The sequence below is a fragment of the Nibrella saemangeumensis genome, assembly GCF_039541915.1.
In the GTDB taxonomy this organism is placed as follows: Bacteria; Bacteroidota; Bacteroidia; order Cytophagales; family Spirosomataceae; genus Nibrella; species Nibrella saemangeumensis.
In genome coordinates this window covers 272,848-295,445 of sequence record NZ_BAABHD010000005.1, presented here as the reverse complement: position 1 = coordinate 295,445, position 22,598 = coordinate 272,848, and the positions used below count along the sequence as shown (strand labels likewise).

Annotated in this window: 19 protein-coding genes; 13 read left to right on the top strand and 6 right to left on the bottom strand. The window is 53.4% G+C overall.

Annotated elements, in window-relative coordinates:
* The first annotated feature begins 50 nt into the window (after nucleotides 1-50).
* From ABD949_RS03180 to ABD949_RS03165, 4 genes are all read left to right on the top strand, one after another.
* Nucleotides 51-620: a Uma2 family endonuclease gene (locus ABD949_RS03180; RefSeq protein ID WP_345240476.1), complete on the top strand. Its 570-nt coding sequence runs from the start codon at nucleotides 51-53 to the stop codon at nucleotides 618-620.
* A 102-nt stretch (nucleotides 621-722) separates the two neighbouring features.
* Nucleotides 723-1,739, top strand: a complete 1,017-nt coding sequence (locus ABD949_RS03175; RefSeq protein WP_345240474.1) for a bifunctional heptose 7-phosphate kinase/heptose 1-phosphate adenyltransferase — start codon at nucleotides 723-725, stop codon at nucleotides 1,737-1,739.
* A complete protein-coding gene (locus ABD949_RS03170; protein WP_345240472.1) occupies nucleotides 1,739-3,181 on the top strand; it encodes a glycoside hydrolase 5 family protein in 1,443 nt (480 codons plus the stop codon). The genes ABD949_RS03175 and ABD949_RS03170 overlap by 1 nt, the downstream gene beginning before the upstream one ends.
* Nucleotides 3,182-3,213: 32 nt before the next feature.
* Nucleotides 3,214-3,663 (top strand): GNAT family N-acetyltransferase, encoded by a 450-nt coding sequence (locus ABD949_RS03165; protein WP_345240470.1) that lies wholly within the window; start codon nucleotides 3,214-3,216, stop codon nucleotides 3,661-3,663.
* A gap of 3 nt (nucleotides 3,664-3,666) precedes the next feature.
* Here ABD949_RS03165 and hemE read toward each other — a convergent pair whose 3' ends face one another.
* Entirely contained in the window at nucleotides 3,667-4,692 is a 1,026-nt protein-coding gene (gene hemE, locus ABD949_RS03160; RefSeq protein ID WP_345240469.1) for a uroporphyrinogen decarboxylase, read from the bottom strand.
* Between the two features lie 87 nt (nucleotides 4,693-4,779).
* Between hemE and ABD949_RS03155 the strand changes: the two genes are divergently transcribed.
* Both ABD949_RS03155 and ABD949_RS03150 read left to right on the top strand, forming a co-directional pair.
* Nucleotides 4,780-5,862: a glycosyltransferase family 4 protein gene (locus ABD949_RS03155; RefSeq protein ID WP_345240467.1), complete on the top strand. Its 1,083-nt coding sequence runs from the start codon at nucleotides 4,780-4,782 to the stop codon at nucleotides 5,860-5,862.
* Between the two features lie 54 nt (nucleotides 5,863-5,916).
* Entirely contained in the window at nucleotides 5,917-7,758 is a 1,842-nt protein-coding gene (locus ABD949_RS03150) for an ABC transporter ATP-binding protein (protein ID WP_345240465.1), read from the top strand.
* A 45-nt stretch (nucleotides 7,759-7,803) separates the two neighbouring features.
* On the opposite strand, the gene ABD949_RS03145 is transcribed toward ABD949_RS03150, so the two are convergent.
* A complete protein-coding gene (locus ABD949_RS03145) occupies nucleotides 7,804-8,478 on the bottom strand; it encodes a DUF4369 domain-containing protein (protein ID WP_345240463.1) in 675 nt (224 codons plus the stop codon).
* A gap of 535 nt (nucleotides 8,479-9,013) precedes the next feature.
* Here ABD949_RS03145 and ABD949_RS03140 point away from each other — a divergent pair.
* The 3 genes from ABD949_RS03140 to carB all read left to right on the top strand — a co-directional run bounded on the left by ABD949_RS03140 (nucleotide 9,014) and on the right by carB (nucleotide 13,604).
* Nucleotides 9,014-9,736: a ferritin-like domain-containing protein gene (locus ABD949_RS03140; RefSeq protein ID WP_345240461.1), complete on the top strand. Its 723-nt coding sequence runs from the start codon at nucleotides 9,014-9,016 to the stop codon at nucleotides 9,734-9,736.
* 12 nt (nucleotides 9,737-9,748) lie between these two features.
* Entirely contained in the window at nucleotides 9,749-10,507 is a 759-nt protein-coding gene (locus ABD949_RS03135; RefSeq protein ID WP_345240459.1) for a ferritin-like domain-containing protein, read from the top strand.
* Between the two features lie 235 nt (nucleotides 10,508-10,742).
* Entirely contained in the window at nucleotides 10,743-13,604 is a 2,862-nt protein-coding gene (gene carB / locus ABD949_RS03130; protein ID WP_345240457.1) for a carbamoyl-phosphate synthase large subunit, read from the top strand.
* A gap of 36 nt (nucleotides 13,605-13,640) precedes the next feature.
* Here carB and ABD949_RS03125 read toward each other — a convergent pair whose 3' ends face one another.
* The 3 genes from ABD949_RS03125 to ABD949_RS03115 form a co-directional block, all read right to left on the bottom strand.
* Nucleotides 13,641-15,155: an amidase gene (locus tag ABD949_RS03125; protein WP_345240455.1), complete on the bottom strand. Its 1,515-nt coding sequence runs from the start codon at nucleotides 15,153-15,155 to the stop codon at nucleotides 13,641-13,643.
* A gap of 47 nt (nucleotides 15,156-15,202) precedes the next feature.
* The gene (locus ABD949_RS03120) at nucleotides 15,203-16,351 is read right to left on the bottom strand and encodes a glycoside hydrolase family 130 protein (RefSeq protein ID WP_345240454.1); all 1,149 of its coding nucleotides are present in this window, start codon (nucleotides 16,349-16,351) and stop codon (nucleotides 15,203-15,205) included.
* 94 nt (nucleotides 16,352-16,445) lie between these two features.
* Entirely contained in the window at nucleotides 16,446-17,912 is a 1,467-nt protein-coding gene (locus ABD949_RS03115; protein WP_345240966.1) for a M61 family metallopeptidase, read from the bottom strand.
* Between the two features lie 208 nt (nucleotides 17,913-18,120).
* Between ABD949_RS03115 and rpmH the strand changes: the two genes are divergently transcribed.
* The 4 genes from rpmH (at nucleotide 18,121) to tsaB (ending at nucleotide 21,266) form a co-directional block, all read left to right on the top strand.
* Entirely contained in the window at nucleotides 18,121-18,288 is a 168-nt protein-coding gene (gene rpmH / locus ABD949_RS03110) for a 50S ribosomal protein L34 (protein ID WP_345240453.1), read from the top strand.
* A gap of 103 nt (nucleotides 18,289-18,391) precedes the next feature.
* Complete coding sequence (rnpA, locus tag ABD949_RS03105; RefSeq protein WP_345240449.1) at nucleotides 18,392-18,781, top strand: ribonuclease P protein component; 390 nt, start codon at nucleotides 18,392-18,394, stop codon at nucleotides 18,779-18,781.
* A gap of 59 nt (nucleotides 18,782-18,840) precedes the next feature.
* Entirely contained in the window at nucleotides 18,841-20,499 is a 1,659-nt protein-coding gene (locus ABD949_RS03100; protein ID WP_345240447.1) for a S41 family peptidase, read from the top strand.
* Between the two features lie 74 nt (nucleotides 20,500-20,573).
* On the top strand, nucleotides 20,574-21,266 hold the full coding sequence (tsaB, locus tag ABD949_RS03095; protein WP_345240445.1) for a tRNA (adenosine(37)-N6)-threonylcarbamoyltransferase complex dimerization subunit type 1 TsaB: 693 nt from the start codon (nucleotides 20,574-20,576) through the stop codon (nucleotides 21,264-21,266).
* A gap of 11 nt (nucleotides 21,267-21,277) precedes the next feature.
* On the opposite strand, the gene ABD949_RS03090 is transcribed toward tsaB, so the two are convergent.
* Nucleotides 21,278-22,567 (bottom strand): DUF1593 domain-containing protein, encoded by a 1,290-nt coding sequence (locus ABD949_RS03090; RefSeq protein WP_345240444.1) that lies wholly within the window; start codon nucleotides 22,565-22,567, stop codon nucleotides 21,278-21,280.
* Between the last annotated feature and the right edge of the window lie 31 nt (nucleotides 22,568-22,598).

Sequence of the window (22,598 nt, the reverse complement as noted above, 5' to 3'; positions counted from 1 at the left end):
CCCGTTTTTTGTTGTATAGAAAAGCGATAGCTTCGTATAAAGCATAAACTATGTCTGAACCCTTTACGCTAATATCACCGGACGCTTATCTGGAAATGGAGCGCCGGTCGTTGTTTAAACATGAGTACTACCGGGGCCAGCTTATTGTAACGACTGGTGCCGGCAACAACCACAACATCATTACTGGTAATCTGATCGGCGAATTACACCACTATCTGAAAGAGAAGCCCTGCACCCTCTATCATAGTGATATGCGGTTGTTTATTCCGGATGGAACAACCTACGCGTATCCGGACCTGATGATCGTATCCGGTCTGAAATACTTCACCGATGAAAAAAAAGATACGCTTGTAAATCCCCTGCTGATTATTGAAGTGCTGTCGCCAGGAACGGAGGCCTATGACCGGGGCGAGAAATTCAGGAAATACCGCACCATTCCAAGCCTACAGGAATACGTCATGGTCAGTTCGGAAAAGGTGAATATAGAAGTTTACCAGAAAATAGACGGGCACTGGCTGTTGTCGGACTCGCAAAACCCCGATGGCACAGTTCAGTTAGAGAGTATCGGATACAATTTGACACTGGCTGCTGTATACGCTCAGGTTGAGGATTTTGACTGACCCATCGGCATGGACCCCATCTGCCGTTAACTCACCGGGCTCTTCATCTTTCGCTAATCTAGACGGGTTTTTGTTTCTTTGCGGTACTAATGTATTACAAGTATGAGTCCGGTGCTGGAGAAAATGACCATTGACGAAGTCTTTGATGCCTTCAACCAACTGCGTGTTCTGATAATTGGCGATGTGATGCTGGACTCCTACGTCTGGGGAAAAGTCGAGCGGATCTCGCCCGAAGCCCCGGTTCCGGTTGTATCGGTACAGCGTCGCGAATTGCGGCTGGGCGGTGCCGGTAATGTGCTGCTCAACGTTCAGGCGCTGGGGGCCGAAGCCATCATCTGCTCCGTTATTGGTACCGATGGCCCCGGCGATATGCTGGTGGGGCAGCTCTGTGACCGTAACCTGAACTGCGACGGTCTGATCCGCAGTGACGCCCGCATCACCACCATTAAAGAACGCATCATTGCGGGCTCTCAGCAGGTAGTACGGGTAGATACCGAAACCGATAAATACATCACCGACGAAGAATGCCGGCAACTGATTGCCAAAGCCATAGAGCTTATTCCTACCTGTGATGTCATCATCTTTGAAGATTACGACAAAGGTGTGCTGAGCAAAGCGGCCATTGCCGAAATCACTCAGTTTGCCAACGAGCAGGGCGTACCTACGGTCGTTGACCCCAAGAAGCGAAACTTTCTCTCGTATCAAAACGCCAGCCTGTTCAAGCCTAATCTGAAGGAGTTGAAAGAAGGCCTTAAGCTGGATTTTGATATGGAGGCTGATGGGGAATTTGAAGCCGCTGTGGAGGAGCTAAAATCCCGGCTGAACCTGAAAGGCGCATTAATTACCCTGTCGGAGCGTGGCGTTTACATCGACTATAACGGACAGCAGCACCGGCTGCCGGCCCATGTCCGCCAGATTTCCGACGTATCCGGAGCCGGTGATACCGTAATCAGTATTGCTGCCTGCTGTGTGGCACTGAACATGCCGCCCCGGTTTATTGCCGGACTCTCTAATCTGGGTGGTGGACTGGTTTGCGAATCAGTGGGCGTGGTACCCATTGACAAACAGCGGCTGAAAGAAGAAGCCCTGAAAGAAATAGTTTCTTTTATCGGTAGTTAATGAAGGCTGCTTCCCTGCAAACCTATACGTCTCAACTGCCATTACCCTGGGTTGAGACAACGCCTGACTGTTCTTTCTTTTTTACCGCAGACGGTAAGCCGTGGACACCCATTGGGCAGAATGACGCCATCACCTGGCCTGAACTTGCTGGCCTCTTCCAGCGAAAAGATGTTCAGACGGCCGAAACTTACCTCGCGTATCTGGCGGAGCATGGCGTTACCTGCCTGCGGCTGATGCTGGAATACAGCCAGACCCGCCACCGGTACATAGAGCGGCCGGCGGGCCAGTTTCCACCCAACATGGTCCGGCTTTGGGATGATCTCTTTGCGCTCTGCGAGACGTACAGGCTGCGCATTCTGCTGACGCCCTTTGATACCTTTTGGATGCGGATTCACTGGAAGCATCACCCTTATAACCAGGCCAACGGTGGACCATGCAGTAACCGCTCCCGCTGGCTGCTATGTCCAGATACCCTCAACGCCATAAAAGGGCGGTTTACGTTTGCTATTCAACGCTGGGGCGGAAGCGGTGTCCTGTTTGCCTGGGATTTGTGGAACGAGCTGCACCCCGCCCACGCAAATTACAACATCGGGGTATTTGGCGATTTTATCAGCGAAATCAGCGATCATGTCCGTACGCTGGAAATAAGTTTGTATGGTCGGGCGCATCCGCAGACGGTTTCCGTATTTGGGCCGGAGCTCGACAAGCATCCGGCTATGGCCGATGTGATTTTCCGGCACCCGAAGCTGAATTTCGCCAGCACCCATTTCTACGATACCCGTACAATTAATAACCCAAAAGATACTATAAAATCAGCGATTCGGACGGGGGAACTTATGCGCGATGCTTTACGCCATATTACGGACAACCGGCCGTTTTTTGACAGCGAACACGGGCCGATCCACGCCTTTAAGGACCGGCACATCACCTATCCGGAGCCGTTTGACGACGAATATTTCCGTCACATCCAGTGGGCCCATTTTGCCTCCGGCGGTGCGGGGGGCGGCATGCGCTGGCCTTACCGGCACCCGCACTCCCTGACGCGGGGTATGCGCGCAGCCCAGCGTAGCCTGGCTAATTTTTTAGCGCTTGTTCAATGGCAGAATTTCCGGCGGATAAACCTGAACGAAGAAGTACAGATCTCTTCGCCATCATTCGCCGTATTTGCCTGCGGAGACCACCGGCAGGCGATTGTCTGGTTGCTGCGTAAAGACAGGAAAGACCGTTCTGGTCTGGTATCCAAAATGGCAAAATCGCTGCCGGTCAGCCTTTCGGTACCCAATTTGGCAATGGGCCATTATAGTGTAACACTTTGGGATACCGTAGCCGGAGCCGTCAGGGAGGTGCTGACCGTAGAGCATACCGGAGGAGCGCATTTATTGATTAATTTGCCGCCTGTTGCCAGCGATGTAGCCTTAGTTGTCCGGAACGTTTACGGGTAGGGGTGCGGCAGGCCAGATAAATGTTTCTTCAGATGAGTACGCTTTTAGAGAAGCAACAGGGAGAGTATCGTATTTCGACGGACCCAAATCTATTGCAGTTTGAGGTTATCTATGACTTTCTTTGTAATCATTCCTATTGGGCTAAAGGAATCAGCCGGGAATTTGTGCGGAAGCAACTGGACAGCTCTACCCTGCACTTCGGCCTATACCATGGCAATCAGCAGGTAGGCTACGCGCAGGTGCTCACTAATTATACGTCGTTTGCGTATCTGGGCAATGTATTTGTGCTGCCGGCGCACCGGGGTAAAGGTTTGTCGAAGTGGCTCATGGAAACAATCATGAGCCACTCCGATCTGCAGACTATCCGGCGCTGGCTGTTGGCGACCCGCGATGCACACGGCCTGTACCGACAGTTCGGCTTTACAGAATTGGCCAAGCCCGAGACCATCATGGAAAAGTTTGACCCGGATGCCTACATATAGCACCTACGCCGAATATTCTTTCACCGTCTCAATAAAGCATTTTACCTTCTCGGGGTCTGTATCCGGATACACGCCGTGGCCGAGATTGGCAATGTACCGCCCGGTACCGAATGCCTGAATCATTTTGCGGACTTCCGTGCGTATCTGGTCGAAGCTGGCGTAGAGCACACAGGGATCGAGATTACCCTGCAATGTTTTGTTCGGCACCAGGTGTCGGGATTCCGTTGGGTCCATGTTCCAGTCGAGGCCGACGACGGAGCAGTTGAGCTGGCCGATTTCCTGCCGGGCGAAAAAAGCTCCTTTGGCGAAGACGGTAACCGGCACGTCTGTAATAGCGTCGCAGATTTGCTTGATATAGGGCAGCGAATAGGTGCGGTATTGGTCGGGGGAGAGAATACCCGCCCAGGAGTCAAATATCTGCACAATGTTGGCACCGGCCTGCACCTGCGCTTTCAGGTAGCCGATGGTGCTGTCGGTTATTTTCTGGAGTAGCGTATGCGAAAACTCCGGATCGGTGTACAGCAGTTTCTTCGCCACCGAAAAGGTTTTGGAGCCTTTTCCTTCGGTCATGTAGCAGAAGATGGTGAACGGCGCCCCGGCGAAACCGATCAGGGGCACCCGGCCGTTCAATTCCCGTTTCACCAGGCGAATCGCTTCCAGCACGTATCCCAGATCGCTTTCGGCGTCGGCGATGTGCAGCCGGTCCAGATCGGCGGCAGAGCGTACCGTCTGCGGAAAAACCGGGCCCCGCTGTTCAATCATTTCGTAGGGGAGGCCCATGGCTTCGGGTACGACCAGAATATCGGAGAAGATAATGGCGGCATCGACACCCAGGATGTCCACCGGCTGAATAGTTACCTCCGCAGCCAGCTCGGGCGTGGTAGCCAGGGCAATAAAGCTGCCGGCTTTTTCGCGCACGGCGCGGTATTCCGGTAAGATGCGGCCGGCCTGCCGCATAAGCCAAACGGGTACCCGCTCGGTTTTTTCACCCCGCGCAGCCCGGAGCAACAAATCGTTTTGTAATGTCATGGTGCAAAGATACGTCTGAACCTTGATTTAAAGGAGTAGTAAGCAGTCTCCTGCTATTTCCTAATTTTGGCCAAATTTGAAAACAGCATGAAAAAAATCTTCGTCGATGCCGAACGTCTCCGCGATCTCAACAGTGGATTGGGCCAGTTTTGCCTGCACCTGGGTAAAGAACTGGTTGAAAAGCGCCCCGCCAATGCCGGCATGACGTTTCTGGTACCCGGCGAACACAGTGGTATCTTTGGCGAACAGGTTCAGTACCGGGAGGTAATGTGGTCGCATAAGTTTTACATGTCCGGTAATTACGACATCTGGCACTGCACCCACCAGGACTCCTCCTATCAGCCGGTATCGGGTCAGAACAAGCTGATCCTGACCATTCATGATCTGAATTTTATGGATCGTACCGACTATAGTCCCGATAAGAAGGCCCGTCGGCTGGCTTCTTTGCAGCGGAGCATCAACCGGTCGGCCGCTTTAACGGCAATTTCTGAGTACACCGCTTCGGTAGTACGGCAGCACCTGACTATACCGGAAGGCATACCATTCCGGGTCATCTATAATGGCAACTCGGCCGCCGACCAGGAGGGTACTTTCAGTGAGCGGGGGAGCAGCGTTACCCTTACCCGGCTCCGCAACGAGCCCTACTTTCTGTTTCTGGGGGTGATACATCCTAAAAAAAACGTGCATGTATTGCTGCCCTTGCTGGAGGCTTTTCCTGACTGGGCGCTGGTGCTGGCCGGCAACGATTCTCATCCCTACGCAAAGCACATTATGGCCGAAGCCGAGCGCCTTGGCATTGCCGACCGACTGATTATACCCGGTGCCGTTGACGAGGCCACCAAGCACTGGCTGTACGAAAACTGCGGGGCTTTTCTGTTCCCCTCCCTCTCCGAAGGATTTGGGTTGCCGGTTGTCGAAGCCATGACCTATGGCAAACCGGTATTTCTGTCGGACCGTACCAGCTTGCCGGAGATTGGCGGCCGGGAAGCTTACTACTGGGATAGTTTTGAGCCGGAAGCGATGGCCGAGGTGTTGTTTAACGGGCTGAGTGATTTCAAGCAGAACCCGTTTCGGGCGGAGCGGTTGCGGAAGCGGGCCGCGCAGTTTAGCTGGGAGCGCGCAGCCCAGGAATACTGGGCGTTGTACCAGGAGGTAATGAAAGGACTATAACGTTTTGCGGACTTTGGGAATTTCTTAACGACCTTTGCGTTTAAGAAATTACTGATGAAAACGTACTTCCGACTTCTTTCGTTTGCTAAACCGCTGGGGCGTTTTATTGCTTTGTTCCTGCCCACGTCTATTCTGGCCAGCGCGTTTGCGGTGCTTAATTTAACGCTGCTCATTCCGTTGCTCAACGTGCTGTTCAATCAGGTGAGTCCGCAGGAGATGCAGCAGGTACTCAGCCAGCCGGCTCCTTCCTTCTCCCTGAATACTGACCAGATTACCGGCCTCTTCCGTTACTACTTCATTCAGTATTTTCAGGCATATGGCCGCACGGGTGCTTTGCAGTTTGTCTGTATCGTAATCGTCATTTCGGTGCTGCTGAGCAATGTGTTCAAATACCTTTCCATTCGTCAGTTAGAGAATTTTAAGGCCAAAATGGTGGCGCAGCTGCGCGAGGCCGTGTTTCGGCAGGCCGTACGGCTGCACCTGGGTTTTTTTTCCAACGAGCGCAAAGGCAATCTGATTTCGCGCATCATGACCGATGTGCAGGAGGTTGAAAACTCCATTGCCAACACCATGTCGGCGGCTATGAAAGAGTTTTTTCTATTTGTCTTTTACCTCTATGCCCTGTTCTCTATCTCCGTTCAGCTTACGCTGTTTGCGTTTCTGGTCATTCCCATTTCGGGGATATTTATTGCTACGCTGGTAAAACGAATGAAGCGCGATGCCCAGGAGGGACAGCAGCGGCTCAGTGGGCTTATCAGTTTGCTGGACGAAACGTTCGGCGGCATGCGCGTGGTCAAAGGCTTTAATGCAGAAGATTACGTACTCACCAAATTTAACGAGGAAAACCAGGGCTACCGGCGGGCTATCCGGTCGCTGGCGAACCGGCGCGAACTGGCGTCGCCGTTCTCTGAATTTATGGGGGTAACGGTGGTGGCGGGTATACTGCTGTACGGCGGTTCGCTGGTGTTGTCCAATCAGTCAGAATTGTCGGCTTCGGAGTTTGTAACCTATATCGCCATCTTCTCGCAGGTAATGCGGCCGGCTAAAGAGATATCCAACGCGTTCAGCAGTACCCAGCGCGGACTGGCATCGGGTGAGCGGGTGTTGCAACTAGTGGATACCGCTCCGCTTATTGAGGATAAGCCCGGTGCGAAAGACCTGCGGGAATTTCGCCGGGAGATTGAGGTACGGAACGTCTCATTTGAGTATACGCAGGGGGTGCCGGTGCTGAAGAACATCAGCTTTACGCTCGAAAAAGGCAAAACCATTGCCCTGGTGGGCTCCTCCGGTGGTGGCAAATCCACCATCGCCGACCTGGTTCCCCGGTTCTATGACCCTACCAGCGGTCAGATCCTCATCGATGGCGTCGACCTGCGCGACTGCACCATGGAATCCTTGCGCGACCAGATGGGTATTGTTACGCAGGAGAGTATTTTGTTCAACGATACCATTTTTAACAACATCGCCTTCGGCAGTGAGGCTACCGAAGAAGACGTCGTACGGGCGGCTAGGATTGCTAATGCCCACGATTTTATCATGCTGCAGCCAGAGGGCTATCAGACACGGATCGGCGACCGCGGTAGCCGCCTGTCGGGTGGTCAGCGGCAGCGTATCAGCATCGCCCGCGCCGTGCTGAAGAACCCGCCGATTCTGATCCTCGACGAAGCCACTTCTGCCCTCGATACCGAGTCCGAGAAACTGGTGCAGGAGGCTCTCACCCGGCTGATGACCAGCCGCACTACGCTGGTGATCGCCCACCGGCTCAGCACCATCCAGCATGCCGACGAGATCCTGGTCATCCACAACGGCGAAATCGTTGAGCGTGGTACTCACCACGCCCTGGTATCGCTGGACGAAGGCTTCTATCGGAAGTTGAGTTCGATGCAGAGCGTGTAGCCCGGAATACAATCGCTCCGGCGATCTGGTCCAGGCTACACGCTCCTACCACAATTGCCGCTCCAGCCGCTTCGCTACAGAATGCGTTCTAAAAGTGGGATCAAGCTGGTCGTAAAGTGCCTTTGCGTCTGCTTTGGAAAAGGCTGTCCAGTGTGAGTTCAGTAAAAACAGGCTTAGCAGGGATGTGCGATTGGTGCGGATATACTGTTGTACTTTCTGCATCTGCTCCTGTTTCAGTCGCTTTTCTTCGTTTGCTACCCGCTCCGCTACCGCCGTATTGGCAGGGCTCTGCTGCCGTGCATTGTACAAGGTCATAAGCTGATCGCGGTAAGGGAGGTCTACCTCGGTCTGGAACTTCTTCCATTCGTCGGTGAGTGGGGAGCCGGCGACTTCGGCGGTGCGCAGATCCTTCGTATCACCGGTCAGCACCACATCATGATCCCAGATAAAACTTGTCTGGCCGGGCACGCCCTCAACAGAAACGGTGTAAAAGTCGATTTCCGGGATTGCCCGGCGGAACGAAAACGTGCCATTTTGGGCGCGGGTGGTATCGACTGTCAGCACACGGGCATTGTTGTTATCCTGCTTCCTGAGAAAGATTTTAGCCTGATTAAGCCCCTGAATAGTACTCCGTAGCTGGTAGGTGTGTTGAGCAGAAACGGCTGAGGTTAACAGGGCAAAGCCTGCGGTTAACAAGTAAGTTTGAAAATACCTTCTCATAAAAATCGAATAGTTACCATAGGCCGGTCTGCCGTTTATCCTATTTATCTGCAACAGCAGCCATGCATTAAAATGTTTAACAGTTGCAGTTTACCGGAGGTAACCGGCCGGCCGGCGGCTGCAAAGGTATCCGGGACTGATTATTTCACAAAGGCCTCTATTATGGCTTTGCGTATAAGCCACCGTTAATTTTAGCGTAGTCTGGTAACACAAGTATACTATACAGATTAGTAACAGTGGTTAGTGGTAACCTGTTGTGATTGAGTGACTAACGATGTGGTTTCTGTGCGGACAAAGCATATAGACGGTTTACGAGAGCAAAAATGTCGTATAGAGGATCGCAGAAATATGATAAAATTAATATGCTTTTTCATTTTACCGCTTCCTCAATTTTTCATTTATTTTAACTAATCAGAAAACTATATCGCTGCACAGACCGTATGTCTTTCTGTTACTCTACTTGCCCGCAACGTTTTTGAGAAGCTTTTTCCGACGGTGGGCTAAACGTCAAACCTAATTTTATTCTGGTCCTGTTATGAAGAAACCGACAAGTACTGCTCCGGGCGAAGCTTCCGGATTGGCAATTCCTACGCTGATGCCGGTAGGACGCCGACTATTTATGCGCTACGCTGGCTTTACGGCCTTATCAGCAACCGCCGTCATGGAGGCCTGCACAATGTCTGATCACAACGTTCCCGGCGGGATGGTTGTTGACCTGGGCTCCGGCGATTTTGGGGTATTAAACTATGCCTACGCGCTTGAACAACTGGAGGCTGCTTTTTACACGATGGTTATTGATATGCCATACGCCAATATGACGCCCGAGGAGCGCCGTATTCTGACCGAAGTTCGGGATCATGAGATTGCCCACCGTGAGTTTTTCAAAGCGGCTTTGGGTAGCAATGCCATTCGGATGCTGGAGGTGAATTTTAGTGCTATTAATTTTTCAAGCCGGGACAGTGTGTTGCAAACCGCCCGCGTTTTTGAGGACCTGGGTGTATCTGCTTACAACGGAGCTGGCCGGCTGCTTACCAACCCGGCCTTCCTGACGATTGCTGGTAAAATTGTGTCTGTAGAAGCGCGCCATGCGGCTGTAATCCGGGATTTGCTACAGCCCAAAACTACGTATTTCGCAGGTGATGATGTAGTTGATCCGGCAACGGGTCTCGATGTCGTAAGATCGCCAATGCAGGTATTGCCACTGGCGCAGCCGTTCATCAAAAACACCATTAGCGGAAACAATTTACCAACCATGTAATCGGGAAAGACTATGAATCTATTCAATATATTTACAGAGATTGAAAACATAGACGCGGATGCGGTAGAGCGCATCAACTATTATTCGCGTCGGCAGATGTTCCGGCTCGGGGCCAAAGCGGCTGCAGCCGCTGTTCCGGCAACTTTTGCGGCCATTGGAAGCGCTTATGGCCAGGGAGCGGTACCCACAGTTACGGAGGTCCTTAATTTTGCCTTAACGTTGGAATACCTGGAAGCGGAATTCTACCGGATGGGCCTGATGGCACCAAACCTGATTCCTGCTCAGGACCGTGCGGTATTCATGCAGATCAGCAAGCACGAAGATGCTCACGTAAAATTGCTGCAGGTTGCATTGGGTGCTGCGGCTGTAATGAAGCCCAACTTCAAGTTTCCGGGCGATGCTTTTACCAACTACCAGACGTTTATGTTTCTGGCGAAAGCCCTTGAGGACACTGGGGTACGGGCTTACAAAGGCCAGGCTCAGTTCCTGACGGTTAATAAAGATGTATTAACCGTGGCCTTACGTATCCACTCGGTAGAAGCGCGCCATGCAGCCGAAGTGCGCCGGCTGATGGGTATTAAGGAGTGGCCGTCTGATCCAAACGAGCAGCCAACAGCCGTGTATGCCGGCGAGGTCAACACTATCCACGGAGGGGTCAATGTGGCTCAGCTGGTGGCGAATATGATGCCGGTTGAGCGGGTACGGGAGGCTTTCGACGAGCCGCTGACCAAAGAGGCTGTATTGGCCATTGCGGGTCCGTTTATCGGGTAAAACAGCTAATTAGGGCTGATAAGGCGCAGGGGTAATCCCTGCGCCTTATTTTTTACATAAACTCCTTTCTATTTTCATCTCATCCCCTAATTTTGCGTAATTTTTGACCACCACGGAACGGATTGGCCTGATTGTCACCAGTCCGGTTTCTCTCGGGCGATCGGTTTCAGGAGGTCAGTGAATGATCCACTCTTCATTCCATAACTGACATTTTTCTTGTCCGACTATCGCTACAATGCCCAAAAATCCTCACATCCGCTCGATTCTGATTATCGGCTCTGGTCCCATTGTGATTGGCCAGGCTTGCGAATTTGACTACGCCGGCTCTCAGGCAGCGCGTTCGCTCCGCGATGAAGGCATCGAGGTGATCCTGATCAACTCGAACCCGGCTACGATCATGACCGACCCCATCAACGCCGATCATGTGTATCTGAAGCCGCTGGAGAAGAAGTCCATTATTGAGATTCTGGAAAAGCACCAGGTCGACGCTGTGCTGCCAACCATGGGGGGGCAGACCGCCTTGAACCTGGCCATCGACTGTGACAAGGCCGGTATCTGGCAGAAATACGGGGTTCAGATCATCGGAGTGGATATCAAAGCCATTGAAACGACCGAAGACCGGGAAAAATTCCGGCTGAAAATGCTGGAACTGGGTGTCGGCGTATGCAAAGGCCGCACCGCCCGTTCGTTTCTGGAGGGGAAGGAGATTGCCCAGGAGATTGGCTTTCCGCTGGTGATTCGTCCTTCGTTTACCCTGGGTGGTACCGGGGGTGGGTTTGTTGAAAAACCAGAGGATTTTGATAAAGCACTCAATAACGGCTTGCATGCCTCACCGGTTCACGAGGTGCTGGTCGAGCAGAGTGTGATGGGCTGGAAGGAGTACGAGCTGGAACTGCTGCGTGACGGTGCGGGTAACTTCATCATTATCTGCTCCATCGAAAACTTCGATCCGATGGGTATCCACACGGGCGATAGCATCACGGTGGCACCGGCCATGACCCTGCCGGATACGCTTTACCAGAAAATGCGGGATCTGGCGATCATGATGATGGATGGTATAGGCAAATTCGCCGGTGGTTGTAACGTGCAGTTCTCCGTAAACCCGGAAACCGACGATATTATTGCCATTGAAATTAACCCACGCGTAAGCCGGTCGTCGGCGCTGGCATCCAAGGCAACGGGCTATCCGATTGCCAAGATTGCCGCCAAGATGGCCATCGGCTATAACCTCGATGAGCTGATCAACCCCATCACGGGTTCAACCTCGGCATTCTTCGAGCCGGCCATTGACTACGTTATTGTGAAAGTACCGCGCTGGAACTTCGATAAGTTTCCGGGTGCCGACCGCAGCCTGGGCCTGCAGATGAAGTCGGTAGGCGAAGCGATGGGTATCGGCCGGAATTTTCAGGAAGCCTTGCAGAAAGCATGTCAGTCACTGGAGATTCGCCGGAATGGTTTGGGGGCCGACGGCAAGGAGCTGACCGACCAGAAAGCGCTGACCGAAAGCCTGGCGCATCCGAGCTGGAACCGGCTGTTCCACATCTACGACGCCTTCAAAGCGGGAATGTCGTTCCAGACCATTCAGAAGCTGACCCGGATTGACCCCTGGTTCCTGCACCAGATTGAAGAGTTGATCGAGCTGGAGCGCGAAATCCAGCAATACGACCTCGACGACGTACCCCCCGAGTTGATCCGCACAGCCAAGCAGAAAGGCTACGCCGATCGCCAGCTGGCCCACATCATGCAGGTGCGGGAGAGCAAGGTCTATGAGTACCGGCAGAAACACAACATCCGGCGTATTTATAAGTGCGTGGATACCTGCGCGGCTGAATTTGAAGCCAAAACGCCCTACTACTACTCGACTTTCAACAACGAGGTGCCGCAGATACTTGACCGCCCCGAGCCGGTTTCCGACCTACCCGGTAACGAGTCCATCGTGAGCGACCGCAAGAAGATTGTTGTGCTGGGCTCAGGTCCGAACCGCATTGGTCAGGGGATTGAGTTTGACTACTCGTGCGTACACGGCGTACTGGCGGCCAAAGAATGTGGCTATGAGACCATCATGATCAACTGTAATCCGGAGACCGTCTCGACCGATCCGGACATCGCGGACAAGCTGTACTTTGAGCCGGTATTCTGGGAGCACGTACACGCCATCATCCAGCACGAGCAGCCGGAAGGCGTCATTGTCCAGCTGGGTGGTCAGACGGCGTTGAAGATGGCGGAGAAACTGACCCGCTACGGCGTAAAAATCATCGGAACGAGCTGGGAAGCCCTCGATCTGGCCGAAGACCGGGGTCACTTCTCCAGCCTGCTGCGCGAGCTGGACATTCCGTATCCGAAGTTCGGCACGGTGCGCGATTCGCAGGCGGCCCTGGACCTGGCTAAAGACCTGGGCTTCCCGCTGCTGGTCCGGCCAAGCTACGTACTGGGTGGTCAGTCGATGAAGATCGTCATTAACGAAGCGGAACTGGAGCAGCACGTTATGAAGATCCTGAACGACATTCCGGACAACAACATCCTGCTCGACCACTTCCTCGAAAACGCCATAGAAGCCGAATCCGACGCTATCTGCGACGGCGAAGACGTATATATCATCGGTATTATGGAGCATATCGAGCCCGCAGGAATTCACTCCGGCGACTCATACGCCCTTTTGCCGCCCTTTGATCTGAGCGAGAATGTAATGCGGCAGATTGAAGAATACACAAAGCGGATTGCTGTTGCCCTGAAAACGGTCGGACTGATTAATATTCAGTTTGCGATTAAAGAGGAGAAGGTGTACGTGATCGAGGCCAACCCAAGGGCGTCACGGACGGTACCTTTTATCTGTAAGGCTTATCAGGAGCCGTATGTCAACTACGCAACTAAGGTGATGCTGGGCGAAAAGAAGGTCAAAGACTTCAACTTCAAGCCGCACAAAAATGGTTATGCGATCAAAATTCCGGTGTTCTCGTTCAGCAAATTTCCGAACGTGAACAAGGAGCTTGGCCCCGAGATGAAATCGACCGGCGAGGGTATCTACTTTATTGATGACCTGACCGACGATTTCTTCCAGAAGGTATACTCCGAGCGGAATCTGTATCTGAGCCGGTAGGCGCATGTGTAAAACGGATCGGCGAACCGATCCGTTTTACAGATTCGGCTGTTTAGCAAACCACGGTTTGGCCTGCTCCACCTGGGCGGCCAGCCGGTATAGCAGGGCTTCGTCGCCCAGCTTCCCCGTAAACATGGAGCCGATGGGCAGGCCGTCTGGTGTCCAGTGCAGGGGCACCGACATAGAAGGCTGCCCGGTCATATTGGCGATGGGCGTGTAAGGGATATAGCCGAATGACTTTTCGGCCAATTGGTCGATGACTTTACTATTGCGGAGAAAGCGTAATCCGTTCAGAGTATCAACCAGCTTGATGAGCTTTTCTTCCTGCGCCGTAGGTTGTAACTCGCCAATCCGGATGGGCGGGCGGGCTAGTGTAGGCGTCAGCATTACATCGTAGGTTTCATGTAAATGCCCCATCGTTCGGCTCAGATCATTCCATTTTCGCTTTTGGTAAGCAAAATCTCCGGCGGTATACGCTTCGCCAATGCGGGCCTGCGTCCAGGTTGCCAGTTCAACATCACTCCGTCGGGCCGGGCGATTCAGGTAAGCGCTTACCTCGCGGAGGGTAGCGGCTGTTTCACCAAATACCATTGTCAGAAAGGTGCGGCTCAGGATGTCGGGTGTATACGGCAGCGCAATCTCTTCGAGGGTGTGGCCCAGACTCTCTAAAAGTTTTACTGTTTCGTGAATAGCCTTCACGCATTCGGCATGGACTTTTTGGTTAGGAAACGGATGCTGCGTCGTAAAGGCGATCCGCAGGCGACCAGGCTCCCGATTCACTTCCTCGGCAAATGGCCGCTCCGGCGCAGGCAGGTAATACGGGTCTCCAATACTCGGCCCGGCAATGGCATCCAGCAAGGCTGCACTATCGCGCACACTGCGGGTAACGGCCAGACCGGCTACGGCTCCGCTCCAGGCTTCGCCAAAACGCGGGCCTAAGGTGACCCGCCCCCTTGAAGGTTTCATGCCAAATAACCCACAGCACGCGGCCGGAATCCGGATAGAACCCCCACCGTCGGTAGCCGTCGCTGCGGGCACAATACCGGCCGCTACGGCAGCCGCCGAGCCCCCGCTGGAGCCCCCGGTCGAATGGTTCAGATTCCAGGGGTTATGGGCTGGACCGTATAGTTTGGCTTCCGTAAAGGGGGTCAAGCCAAACTCAGGCGTGTTGGTCTTACCGAAAAACACCAGACCGGCCGCTTTGAATCGCTTGACCACTTCGCTGTCGCGGGTCGATACATGGTTGCGGTAAGCCACCGAGCCCGAACGCATGGGCGTACCTTCCCAATCCATTTCCAGGTCTTTCAGCAAAAAGGGAACACCCCGGAACGGTGCATCGGCCGGCAATTTATCCAGCAGTGCCCGACCGTGGTCGTATAACGGCTGTACAATGGCGTTGATCTTCGGGTTAACGACTTCGGCGCGGGTAACGGCAGTTTCCAGCAGTTCGGCCGGCGTTACTTCACCTTTCCGGACGAGTTCGGCCAGGCTCGTCGCGTCATGCTGTACGTATTCGGCAAAAGACAGGGTGCGGGTCGATGAAGTCTGCATAGGTGGCAGCGAAAAGGGTTCGGCTAAATGTAGGAAAAAAAAGCTTGTTATTGCGGTGCCGTTGCTACAGCAATTTTAGAGTCGGCGGTACCGTAATAAAGAAACCACTTGCCTTTGTAGGGGGCCAGCCCCTCCAGAAAACAAACGTTATTCACCTGACCGGTGATCTCGTATGGCTGATCCGGTTTGAAGAAATAATTCTCGGAGCGGTCGATCAGATTCACCGGGTCGTTAGCGTCAAACAGCAGTTGTCCGGCGGCATAAGTACCTTCCGGCAGGTTCGGATCGCCATTTCGGGGGGCGTTCATGCCGTTGTAGATCAGTAGAATGCCGCGAGGGGTAATCAGTGCCGGTGGTCCGGGCTCCATCAGCCGGGAGTCATGCTTGCCTTTCCGGCTTTCGGCAACGGCAAGGAGTTTACCGTTGGCCTTATGCAAGGGTGTCCAGTGGAGGAGATCGTCTGACGTAGCCACGTACAATTCCGCCTGATCGCCCCAGTACATCCAGTACTTATCGTTGATTTTCTGCGCTACCAACCGGTCACCAACGCGTTTACAAACGATTGAACCTGATTTTGACCACTCGTTCTGGTACTTGCCATTGTAGGCTTCACCGAAGGCCAGCCCCTGTTTCTGCCAGTTCTCCAGATCGCGGGATGTAGCTACACACAGCCGGGCTTTGTCGCCATCGTAAGAGGTATAGGTCATCACATAAACGCCGTTAGGGCTCTCCACCACCCGCGGATCCTCACAGCCACCTTCCCATTCGTAGGTTTTCATGGGGTCGTTGTTCGGGTAAAATACCGGTTTCGGCATGCGTTTGAAGTGAATACCGTCGGTGCTGACGGCCAGCCCCAGCCGGGACGTACCCGCGTGTTTTCCGACCACATCTTCAGCGCGGTAGATCATGTAAATCTTACCATTGCGCACGACCGTGGCTGGATTGAACACATCTTTTTCCTCCCAGCGTACCGTTTCCTTCCGTACAGGGCAGTCAAAGGTGGTGTTCGGATTCGCTTTCATAATAGGATTAGCCGCATTTACCTTTCGGAACGGCCCCAGCATCCACGGCTTTTCAGTACGTGAACTACTGGCGGTTGATGTTGGCCGACGGACGGTACCGGGCTGCGATTGACCAAATACAAGCTGACAGGTAGTTGCTGCCAGCAGAAGCAGGGTAGGTAGAGGGTTCATCATATGTACAGCGGAATGGAATTCCGCTTTTTCTGTATCCCGGAATTCTATTCCGGTTCGAAATTAACCGTTTAAGTAAGCTGTTTTAAAACCGGATTTATAATCCGGGGTATAGGGCCGGGGTACTGGCACACCAGTTCTCCCGCTGCATCTGCCCGGTTTCATCGTCCAGCTTATGCAGCACCACACCGCCGTTTTCGTCGTAATCCATGTACAGGCCAACAAAAATCAGATATTGATTCAGCAGATCTTCCAGCGGCTGGTTGCCGAATATACAGTGTTCGTAGTACCAGTCCAACGGTTCTCCGGCTACTTCTTCCGTTACGGAGCGGTAGTCGTCGAGGGTATAGCCGACAAACGGTTTGCCGAAGCGTTCCCACATCAGCCGCATGACATCGTCCAGTGAGCGGGCGTGGTTTGTTTGCTGGCGGATGTGCAGGTCCAGGATCATGGCGGCAATGGCCCCTTTCTGGTAAACCGACACCTTCCGGTCCGGTACGCCTTTTTCATACCCATCCAGCCAGAGGTCAAACGAGGAATCCACCAGCGACTGGAATGCCCGGCCGCTCACCTCAAAATGCCGTTTGAACAGCACCTGCAACTCTTTCAGGTACGCGGCCTCATCGAACACGCCCGACCGGCGCAGCATCAGATCGCCGTAATAGGTCGTTACGCCCTCGGCGACAAAGCAGGTGGGGAAATAGTTTTCGCGGGTAAAATCGTAGGGCAGCATCTCCTTCGGGCGGATGCGGATGATGTTCCAGGCATGGAATAACTCGTGCGACGATACACCCAGCAGATCCTGGTAGAGCCCTTCGCCCTCATCGTCGGGCCCCAGCACCAGCATGGTGGAGTTGCGGTGCTCGACACCGTGGTAAAAGGCAGTCGGGAGAACAATGGTCAGAAAATGATAGTCTTTTTCCGGGAACTCGCCAAACAGTTGAATCTGGGCCTTGGAGAATCGGCTGAAATCGGCAATAATCCGTTCCTGATCCGGTTTAATATTCCCCTGAATCCAGACGTGAAAATCGATGCCATCGACTTCATACGCTATGTCTTGTAGATCAGGTGAGGCAATGAGTGGACAGTCAACCAGCTCATAAAAGTCACTGGCCTGTAACTCCCCTGGCCCCACCTGCCGGAGCCCGCAGGCGATGGTCCAGTTGTCGGGAATATCAAGCTTCACCGTACAAGGTTCATCGATACGCCCCTCCGCATACAGGCACAGGTTAATGAAGTTTACATACAACATCTCCTCACTGACGTAACTGGTGCCGGCGTTGATGATGCTAGTGTAATAGTTGTACCGAATTACTATGTCGCTGGCACCGTTGGTTTGTACCCGCCAGCGGTCTTTGGTAAGCTTATGGAAGGGTAGCGGTTGCCCATTCCCGTCGAAGATCTCGAAGCGCTGAATGTTTTTAGCAAAATTCTGCAGTTCATACCGGCCGGGTCGCCAGGCGGGTAGCTGAAGTTCCAGTTCAGGCTGTGAAACGCCGGTAAGCCGGCATTCAATATCGATGTAATGAGCGTCAGGGTGGGCAGATGAAAGGGTGTAGTGCATAATCCGGGATAACAGGTACAGGTATGGACTTTGTACAGCTAACAAATATACCGGTTGGTTTGTCTAAACATCGCGGGCTTCAGCACCCGAATCGTATAAAAATCAGGAATTCTGCACCACAAAAACAAAAGCCGACTTGATTAACTGCCAACGTTTTTCTACCTTTGCAAGCTCATTTGGGAAACAGGGTTATTGAGCATATAATACAATGAAAAGAACTTACCAACCGTCGAACCGCAAGCGGAGAAACAAGCACGGCTTCCGTGAACGTATGGCTACGCATAACGGCCGTAAAGTGCTGGCCGCTCGTCGTCAGAAGGGTCGTCATAAGCTGACCGTATCAGACGAAAAGAAAGGCGATCGTTTTAAGGCATAACTTATAGTCGTTAGTCAATACGGGGCCGCCCGGCGGTCGCTAGTCTATAGTTTTACTGACGACTATCCACTAACGACCGCCGGGCGGCCCCGTATCGACTACGATGCGTTTAACATTTACGAAAGCCGAACGACTCTCCAGTCGGAAAATTATTGACCGATTATTTGAAAAAGGTAGCACGGATGTCAAGACGTTCTACCTTTTTCCGTTTCGGGTGCTCTGCCTCTATGAGCCCGAACCGTCCCCTCTCCCCGCTATCCTGATTACCGTCTCCAAACGGAACTTCAAAAAAGCCGTTGATCGCAACCTCATCCGACGCCGGATTCGGGAAGGGTATCGGCAAAATAAGGCCATTATGGTCGACACCGCGGGCCCGGATAAGCAACTTCCGGCCTATATCGCGTTTCTTTATACCGCACGCGATAAAATTTCGTTTGAAGAGATAGAAAAAAGCATGAAATTAGCTTTAAAGAGAGTAGGTCGTGGGCAGTAGGTAGTCATACTGTCAGACTACCGGTTTTATTGTGTACCTGTAAACTGCCAACTATTCATATGCTATCCCGTAAACGCCTTACACTAGCAGCCTCCGCCCTGCTGCTGACGGTCAGCATTACCTTTGTGTCGTTCCGCAACGACGACCGGTTTTTCGAGATTGCCCGCAACCTCGACATTTACGCTACGCTGTTCAAAGAACTGAACATGTACTACGTGGATGAGATCAACCCGAACCGGATGGTGAAAACGAGTATCGACGCCATGCTGAAGGCCCTCGACCCGTACACTAACTTCTACGCCGAAGACGAAATTGAAGATTACATGACGATGACTACCGGCCGTTACAACGGCATTGGTGCCCTGATCGGAACCCGCCAGGGAAAGAGCATTGTGATGATGGTGTATGAGGGTACTCCCGCCGAAAAGGCAGGCTTGCAGCTTGGCGACGAAATTCTAAAGGTTGACGGCGTTGACGTAAAGACCCGCCGTGAGATGGACCCCGGTAAACTGCTTCGTGGCCAAAATGGTACGGCAGTGAAGCTCACGGTGAACCGTTATGGGCAAAAAGCACCCTTGGAACTGTCGGTCATGCGCGATGTGGTGAAGATGACCAACGTGCCGTTTTACGGCATGATTACCGATGAAGTTGGCTATATCGATCTGAAAGATTTTACCAGCACGGCTTCCCGCGAAGTACGGAACGCCTTCACCGAACTAAAGGGCAAGGGCATGAAGAAGCTGATTCTGGATGTACGCGAGAATCCGGGCGGACTCCTCAATATGTCTATCGACATTGCCAACATCTTTATTCCAAAAGATTCGGAGGTGGTAACCACGAAAGGCAAGGTAACCGAGTGGAACAAGACCTACAATGCGCTGTATCCGGCCATGGATACCGAGATGCCGCTGGTAGTGCTGACCAACAGCCGGAGCGCATCGGCCGCCGAGATTGTGTCGGGCGTGATTCAGGACTACGACCGGGGGGTGCTTATTGGCCAGCGGACGTACGGCAAAGGACTGGTACAAACCACCCGCGAACTCTCGTTTAATACCAAGCTGAAGATCACCACGGCGAAATATTACATTCCGAGCGGCCGCTGTATCCAGGCCATCGACTACAGCCACCGCAACCCGGATGGCAGCGTTGGTAAAATACCTGATTCGCTAAAGACTGCATTCAAAACCCGCAATGGCCGTGTGGTATACGACGGCGGTGGGGTAACTCCAGACATTACGACCGAAGCGGCCACACCAACACCAATTGCCTTAAGCCTGAACAACAAAGGCCTGATCTTCGACTATGCCGTAAAGTACCACCACGAGCACCCGACCATTAAGCCGGCCCGCGAGTTCCGCCTGACTGATGCCGAGTACCAGGACTTTACCAAGTGGCTGAAGGACAAAGAATACGACTACACCACGCAGGTTGAAAAAGATCTGGGTGATCTGGAGGCTTCGGCTAAGAAAGAAAAGTACTTCGACCAGATTCAGGATCAGATCAAAGCGTTGAAGAACAAAGTCTCGCACAGCAAAGATGCTGACCTGAATACGTTCAAAGGCGAAATCAAGACCTTGCTGGAACAGGAAATCGCCGGCCACTATTACCTGCAGAAGGGGATGAAAGAAACTTCTTTCACGACCGATCCTGAGATCAAAGCCGCCCTGGACCTGTTCAAAGACATGAACCGCTACCAGACGCTGCTAAAAGGAAAATAAGAATTAAGCGTGCTGAGTTAAGCAGGCAGATGGGTTAATTCCGTCTGCCTGCTTAACTCTTAATTTTTTACAGGGTGCCATTAATACTATCAATTGATACATCTACGACGGTTTGCTCGGTAGCGTTGCACCAGAAGGAGACGCTACTAGGGAGCTACGAATTATTTACGGAGCGTACCTCATCGGCCATGCTGACGACGCTGATTAGTGACGTAGTGCGCCATACCGGCCATGAGTTGGCACAACTGGGTGCTATCGCCGTAGCCAAAGGCCCTGGCTCCTACACCGGGCTTCGGATCGGTGTATCCACGGCAAAAGGACTGTGTTTTGCCCTGGAAAAGCCCTTGCTGGCTGTCAATACCCTGGCGGCTATGGCGGAGCAAATCCGTGCCGTTTTCCCGGCAAATTATCTGCTCTGCCCCATGCTGGACGCCCGGCGCATGGAGGTCTACTGCGCTATTGCTGATACTACCGGTCGGGAGTTGCTGCCTACTACCGCCAAAATTGTCGACGAGCATTCCTTTGACGAATGGTTGGCAGAACACCCCGTGGTTTTCTTTGGCGACGGTGCCGCCAAGTGCCGGGCCCTGCTGAGCCAGCACGCCAACGCCATCTTTCCCGATCTGGACATCCGGCCGTCGGCTCGCACGGTCGGCCAGCTAGCTGCTCAGGCTTTCGCCGACAACCAGTTTGAAGATGTTGCCACCTTTGAGCCGTTCTACCTGAAAGACTTTATGGTGACGAAGCCGAAGAAGGCGGTTGTGTGATTTTGGCTATTTTATTTCACAATCAACTCCACCCTTCTATAACTCGTAAGTGCAGGTACACCGTTATCCGTAGCGGCTTCAATCAGCCAGTAGGTGCCGGGTTGTTGAGGAGCGCGGAGTGACGGCGTCTGACCTGTTTCAGCGGGGAGCTGTACAGCTGGGTTGGGTGGGTAGACTTCCCACCGGACCTCTACGGAATGACCGTCGGGGTCCCGCCAGCGGCTGGACTTTAGCTGAACCAAGTGCCCGGGCCGGGCCTGAATCTGCCGAATGGCAGGCTGATCAGTGCTGGGCCGGTGATTGGCGGACCCGGGAGGGAAGATGCACCAGTCAAGCCGGGCCTGAAAATCGGCCTGAAACGCGGGACGCCAGCGATAGACACTGCTCATGCGTGGGTCAGGGGCGTTGGGGTTTGTGGGCAGGTCGATGGCGTCCACGTAGCGATTGGACACGGAATCAGGTAAGCTGCGGCCGCCCCAGCCGCCAAGTTCCGGGCGGCTGGGGTCGTTAAGTCCCGTACTGGTAAGCATGGCCAGCAGGGAGGGCGTGTCGCCTTCTTTAATGCCGCTCACGCGCCCCAGCCGTCCCGACCAGATGTCTCCTCCTTTGTAATCCGGATAGCTTTCGCCCAATGCCCCATGTCCGTGAATGTGTCGGTGCACCCAGGCCGAGCGTACCAGGGATGTATCTCCACCCCGGTACATGCCCCGTATACCCAGGGTGCGGGTAGCGTACCACAACCCCTGAAAGTTATCTTTAATCCACGTAGCCGTCTGATCCTGGTTATTGATTGCGTGAATGCGGAGCCTACGACAGAAGGCGGTTACCTGCTCGGGTGTACGGTCCTGCCGAATGCGCCAGAGTGCCTGCGCCAGATCGGCGGTACCACCCCAGGCCAGAATGTACAGGGGGCGGTTATCGGACTCGTCGGCCCGGCGGATGATCCAGGCGGAGGCTTCGGTATCTTTCCCGTCGCCAACCGAGGCTTCGACGGGGAGATTCGGCGCTGCAATGGGCTGGCCGCTTTTTACCAGCGTGTGCAGGTGCTCCGCTGCCGGGTAGGCCGCATCGTGCTTCCGGAGCATAGGCAACACCTTTCCGTACGTATTGATCAACTCATGGATCAATTCGGGACGGATTTCCTGGCCGTGTCTTAGGTTGGAAGAAGCAACAAAACCCTCCAGATCGAGATCGTTGCTGTACAACAGGAGCCGGATCATTGACTGGGCATCGTCCGGCTCCCGTTCGCCAGCGCGGATACTGGTCATGTCGGTCAGCACCAGCACGCGGGGTTTAGGCATAGACCGGGCTGTGTGCCGGCTAGTGCGGCAG

Excerpts from the sequence above, each read along its gene's own strand:
- ABD949_RS03150 (WP_345240465.1), top strand. The coding sequence starts at position 5,917 with ATGAAAACGTACTTCCGACTTCTTTCGTTTGCTAAACCGCTGGGGCGT.
- rpmH (WP_345240453.1), top strand. The coding sequence starts at position 18,121 with ATGAAAAGAACTTACCAACCGTCGAACCGCAAGCGGAGAAACAAGCAC.
- ABD949_RS03115 (WP_345240966.1), bottom strand. The coding sequence starts at position 17,912 with ATGCACTACACCCTTTCATCTGCCCACCCTGACGCTCATTACATCGAT.
- ABD949_RS03180 (WP_345240476.1), top strand. The coding sequence starts at position 51 with ATGTCTGAACCCTTTACGCTAATATCACCGGACGCTTATCTGGAAATG.
- rnpA (WP_345240449.1), top strand. The coding sequence starts at position 18,392 with ATGCGTTTAACATTTACGAAAGCCGAACGACTCTCCAGTCGGAAAATT.
- ABD949_RS03165 (WP_345240470.1), top strand. The coding sequence starts at position 3,214 with ATGAGTACGCTTTTAGAGAAGCAACAGGGAGAGTATCGTATTTCGACG.
- ABD949_RS03090 (WP_345240444.1), bottom strand. The coding sequence starts at position 22,567 with ATGCCTAAACCCCGCGTGCTGGTGCTGACCGACATGACCAGTATCCGC.
- ABD949_RS03170 (WP_345240472.1), top strand. The coding sequence starts at position 1,739 with ATGAAGGCTGCTTCCCTGCAAACCTATACGTCTCAACTGCCATTACCC.
- ABD949_RS03120 (WP_345240454.1), bottom strand. The coding sequence starts at position 16,351 with ATGATGAACCCTCTACCTACCCTGCTTCTGCTGGCAGCAACTACCTGT.
- ABD949_RS03145 (WP_345240463.1), bottom strand. The coding sequence starts at position 8,478 with ATGAGAAGGTATTTTCAAACTTACTTGTTAACCGCAGGCTTTGCCCTG.
- ABD949_RS03125 (WP_345240455.1), bottom strand. The coding sequence starts at position 15,155 with ATGCAGACTTCATCGACCCGCACCCTGTCTTTTGCCGAATACGTACAG.
- ABD949_RS03140 (WP_345240461.1), top strand. The coding sequence starts at position 9,014 with ATGAAGAAACCGACAAGTACTGCTCCGGGCGAAGCTTCCGGATTGGCA.
- hemE (WP_345240469.1), bottom strand. The coding sequence starts at position 4,692 with ATGACATTACAAAACGATTTGTTGCTCCGGGCTGCGCGGGGTGAAAAA.
- ABD949_RS03100 (WP_345240447.1), top strand. The coding sequence starts at position 18,841 with ATGCTATCCCGTAAACGCCTTACACTAGCAGCCTCCGCCCTGCTGCTG.
- carB (WP_345240457.1), top strand. The coding sequence starts at position 10,743 with ATGCCCAAAAATCCTCACATCCGCTCGATTCTGATTATCGGCTCTGGT.
- ABD949_RS03135 (WP_345240459.1), top strand. The coding sequence starts at position 9,749 with ATGAATCTATTCAATATATTTACAGAGATTGAAAACATAGACGCGGAT.
- ABD949_RS03155 (WP_345240467.1), top strand. The coding sequence starts at position 4,780 with ATGAAAAAAATCTTCGTCGATGCCGAACGTCTCCGCGATCTCAACAGT.
- ABD949_RS03175 (WP_345240474.1), top strand. The coding sequence starts at position 723 with ATGAGTCCGGTGCTGGAGAAAATGACCATTGACGAAGTCTTTGATGCC.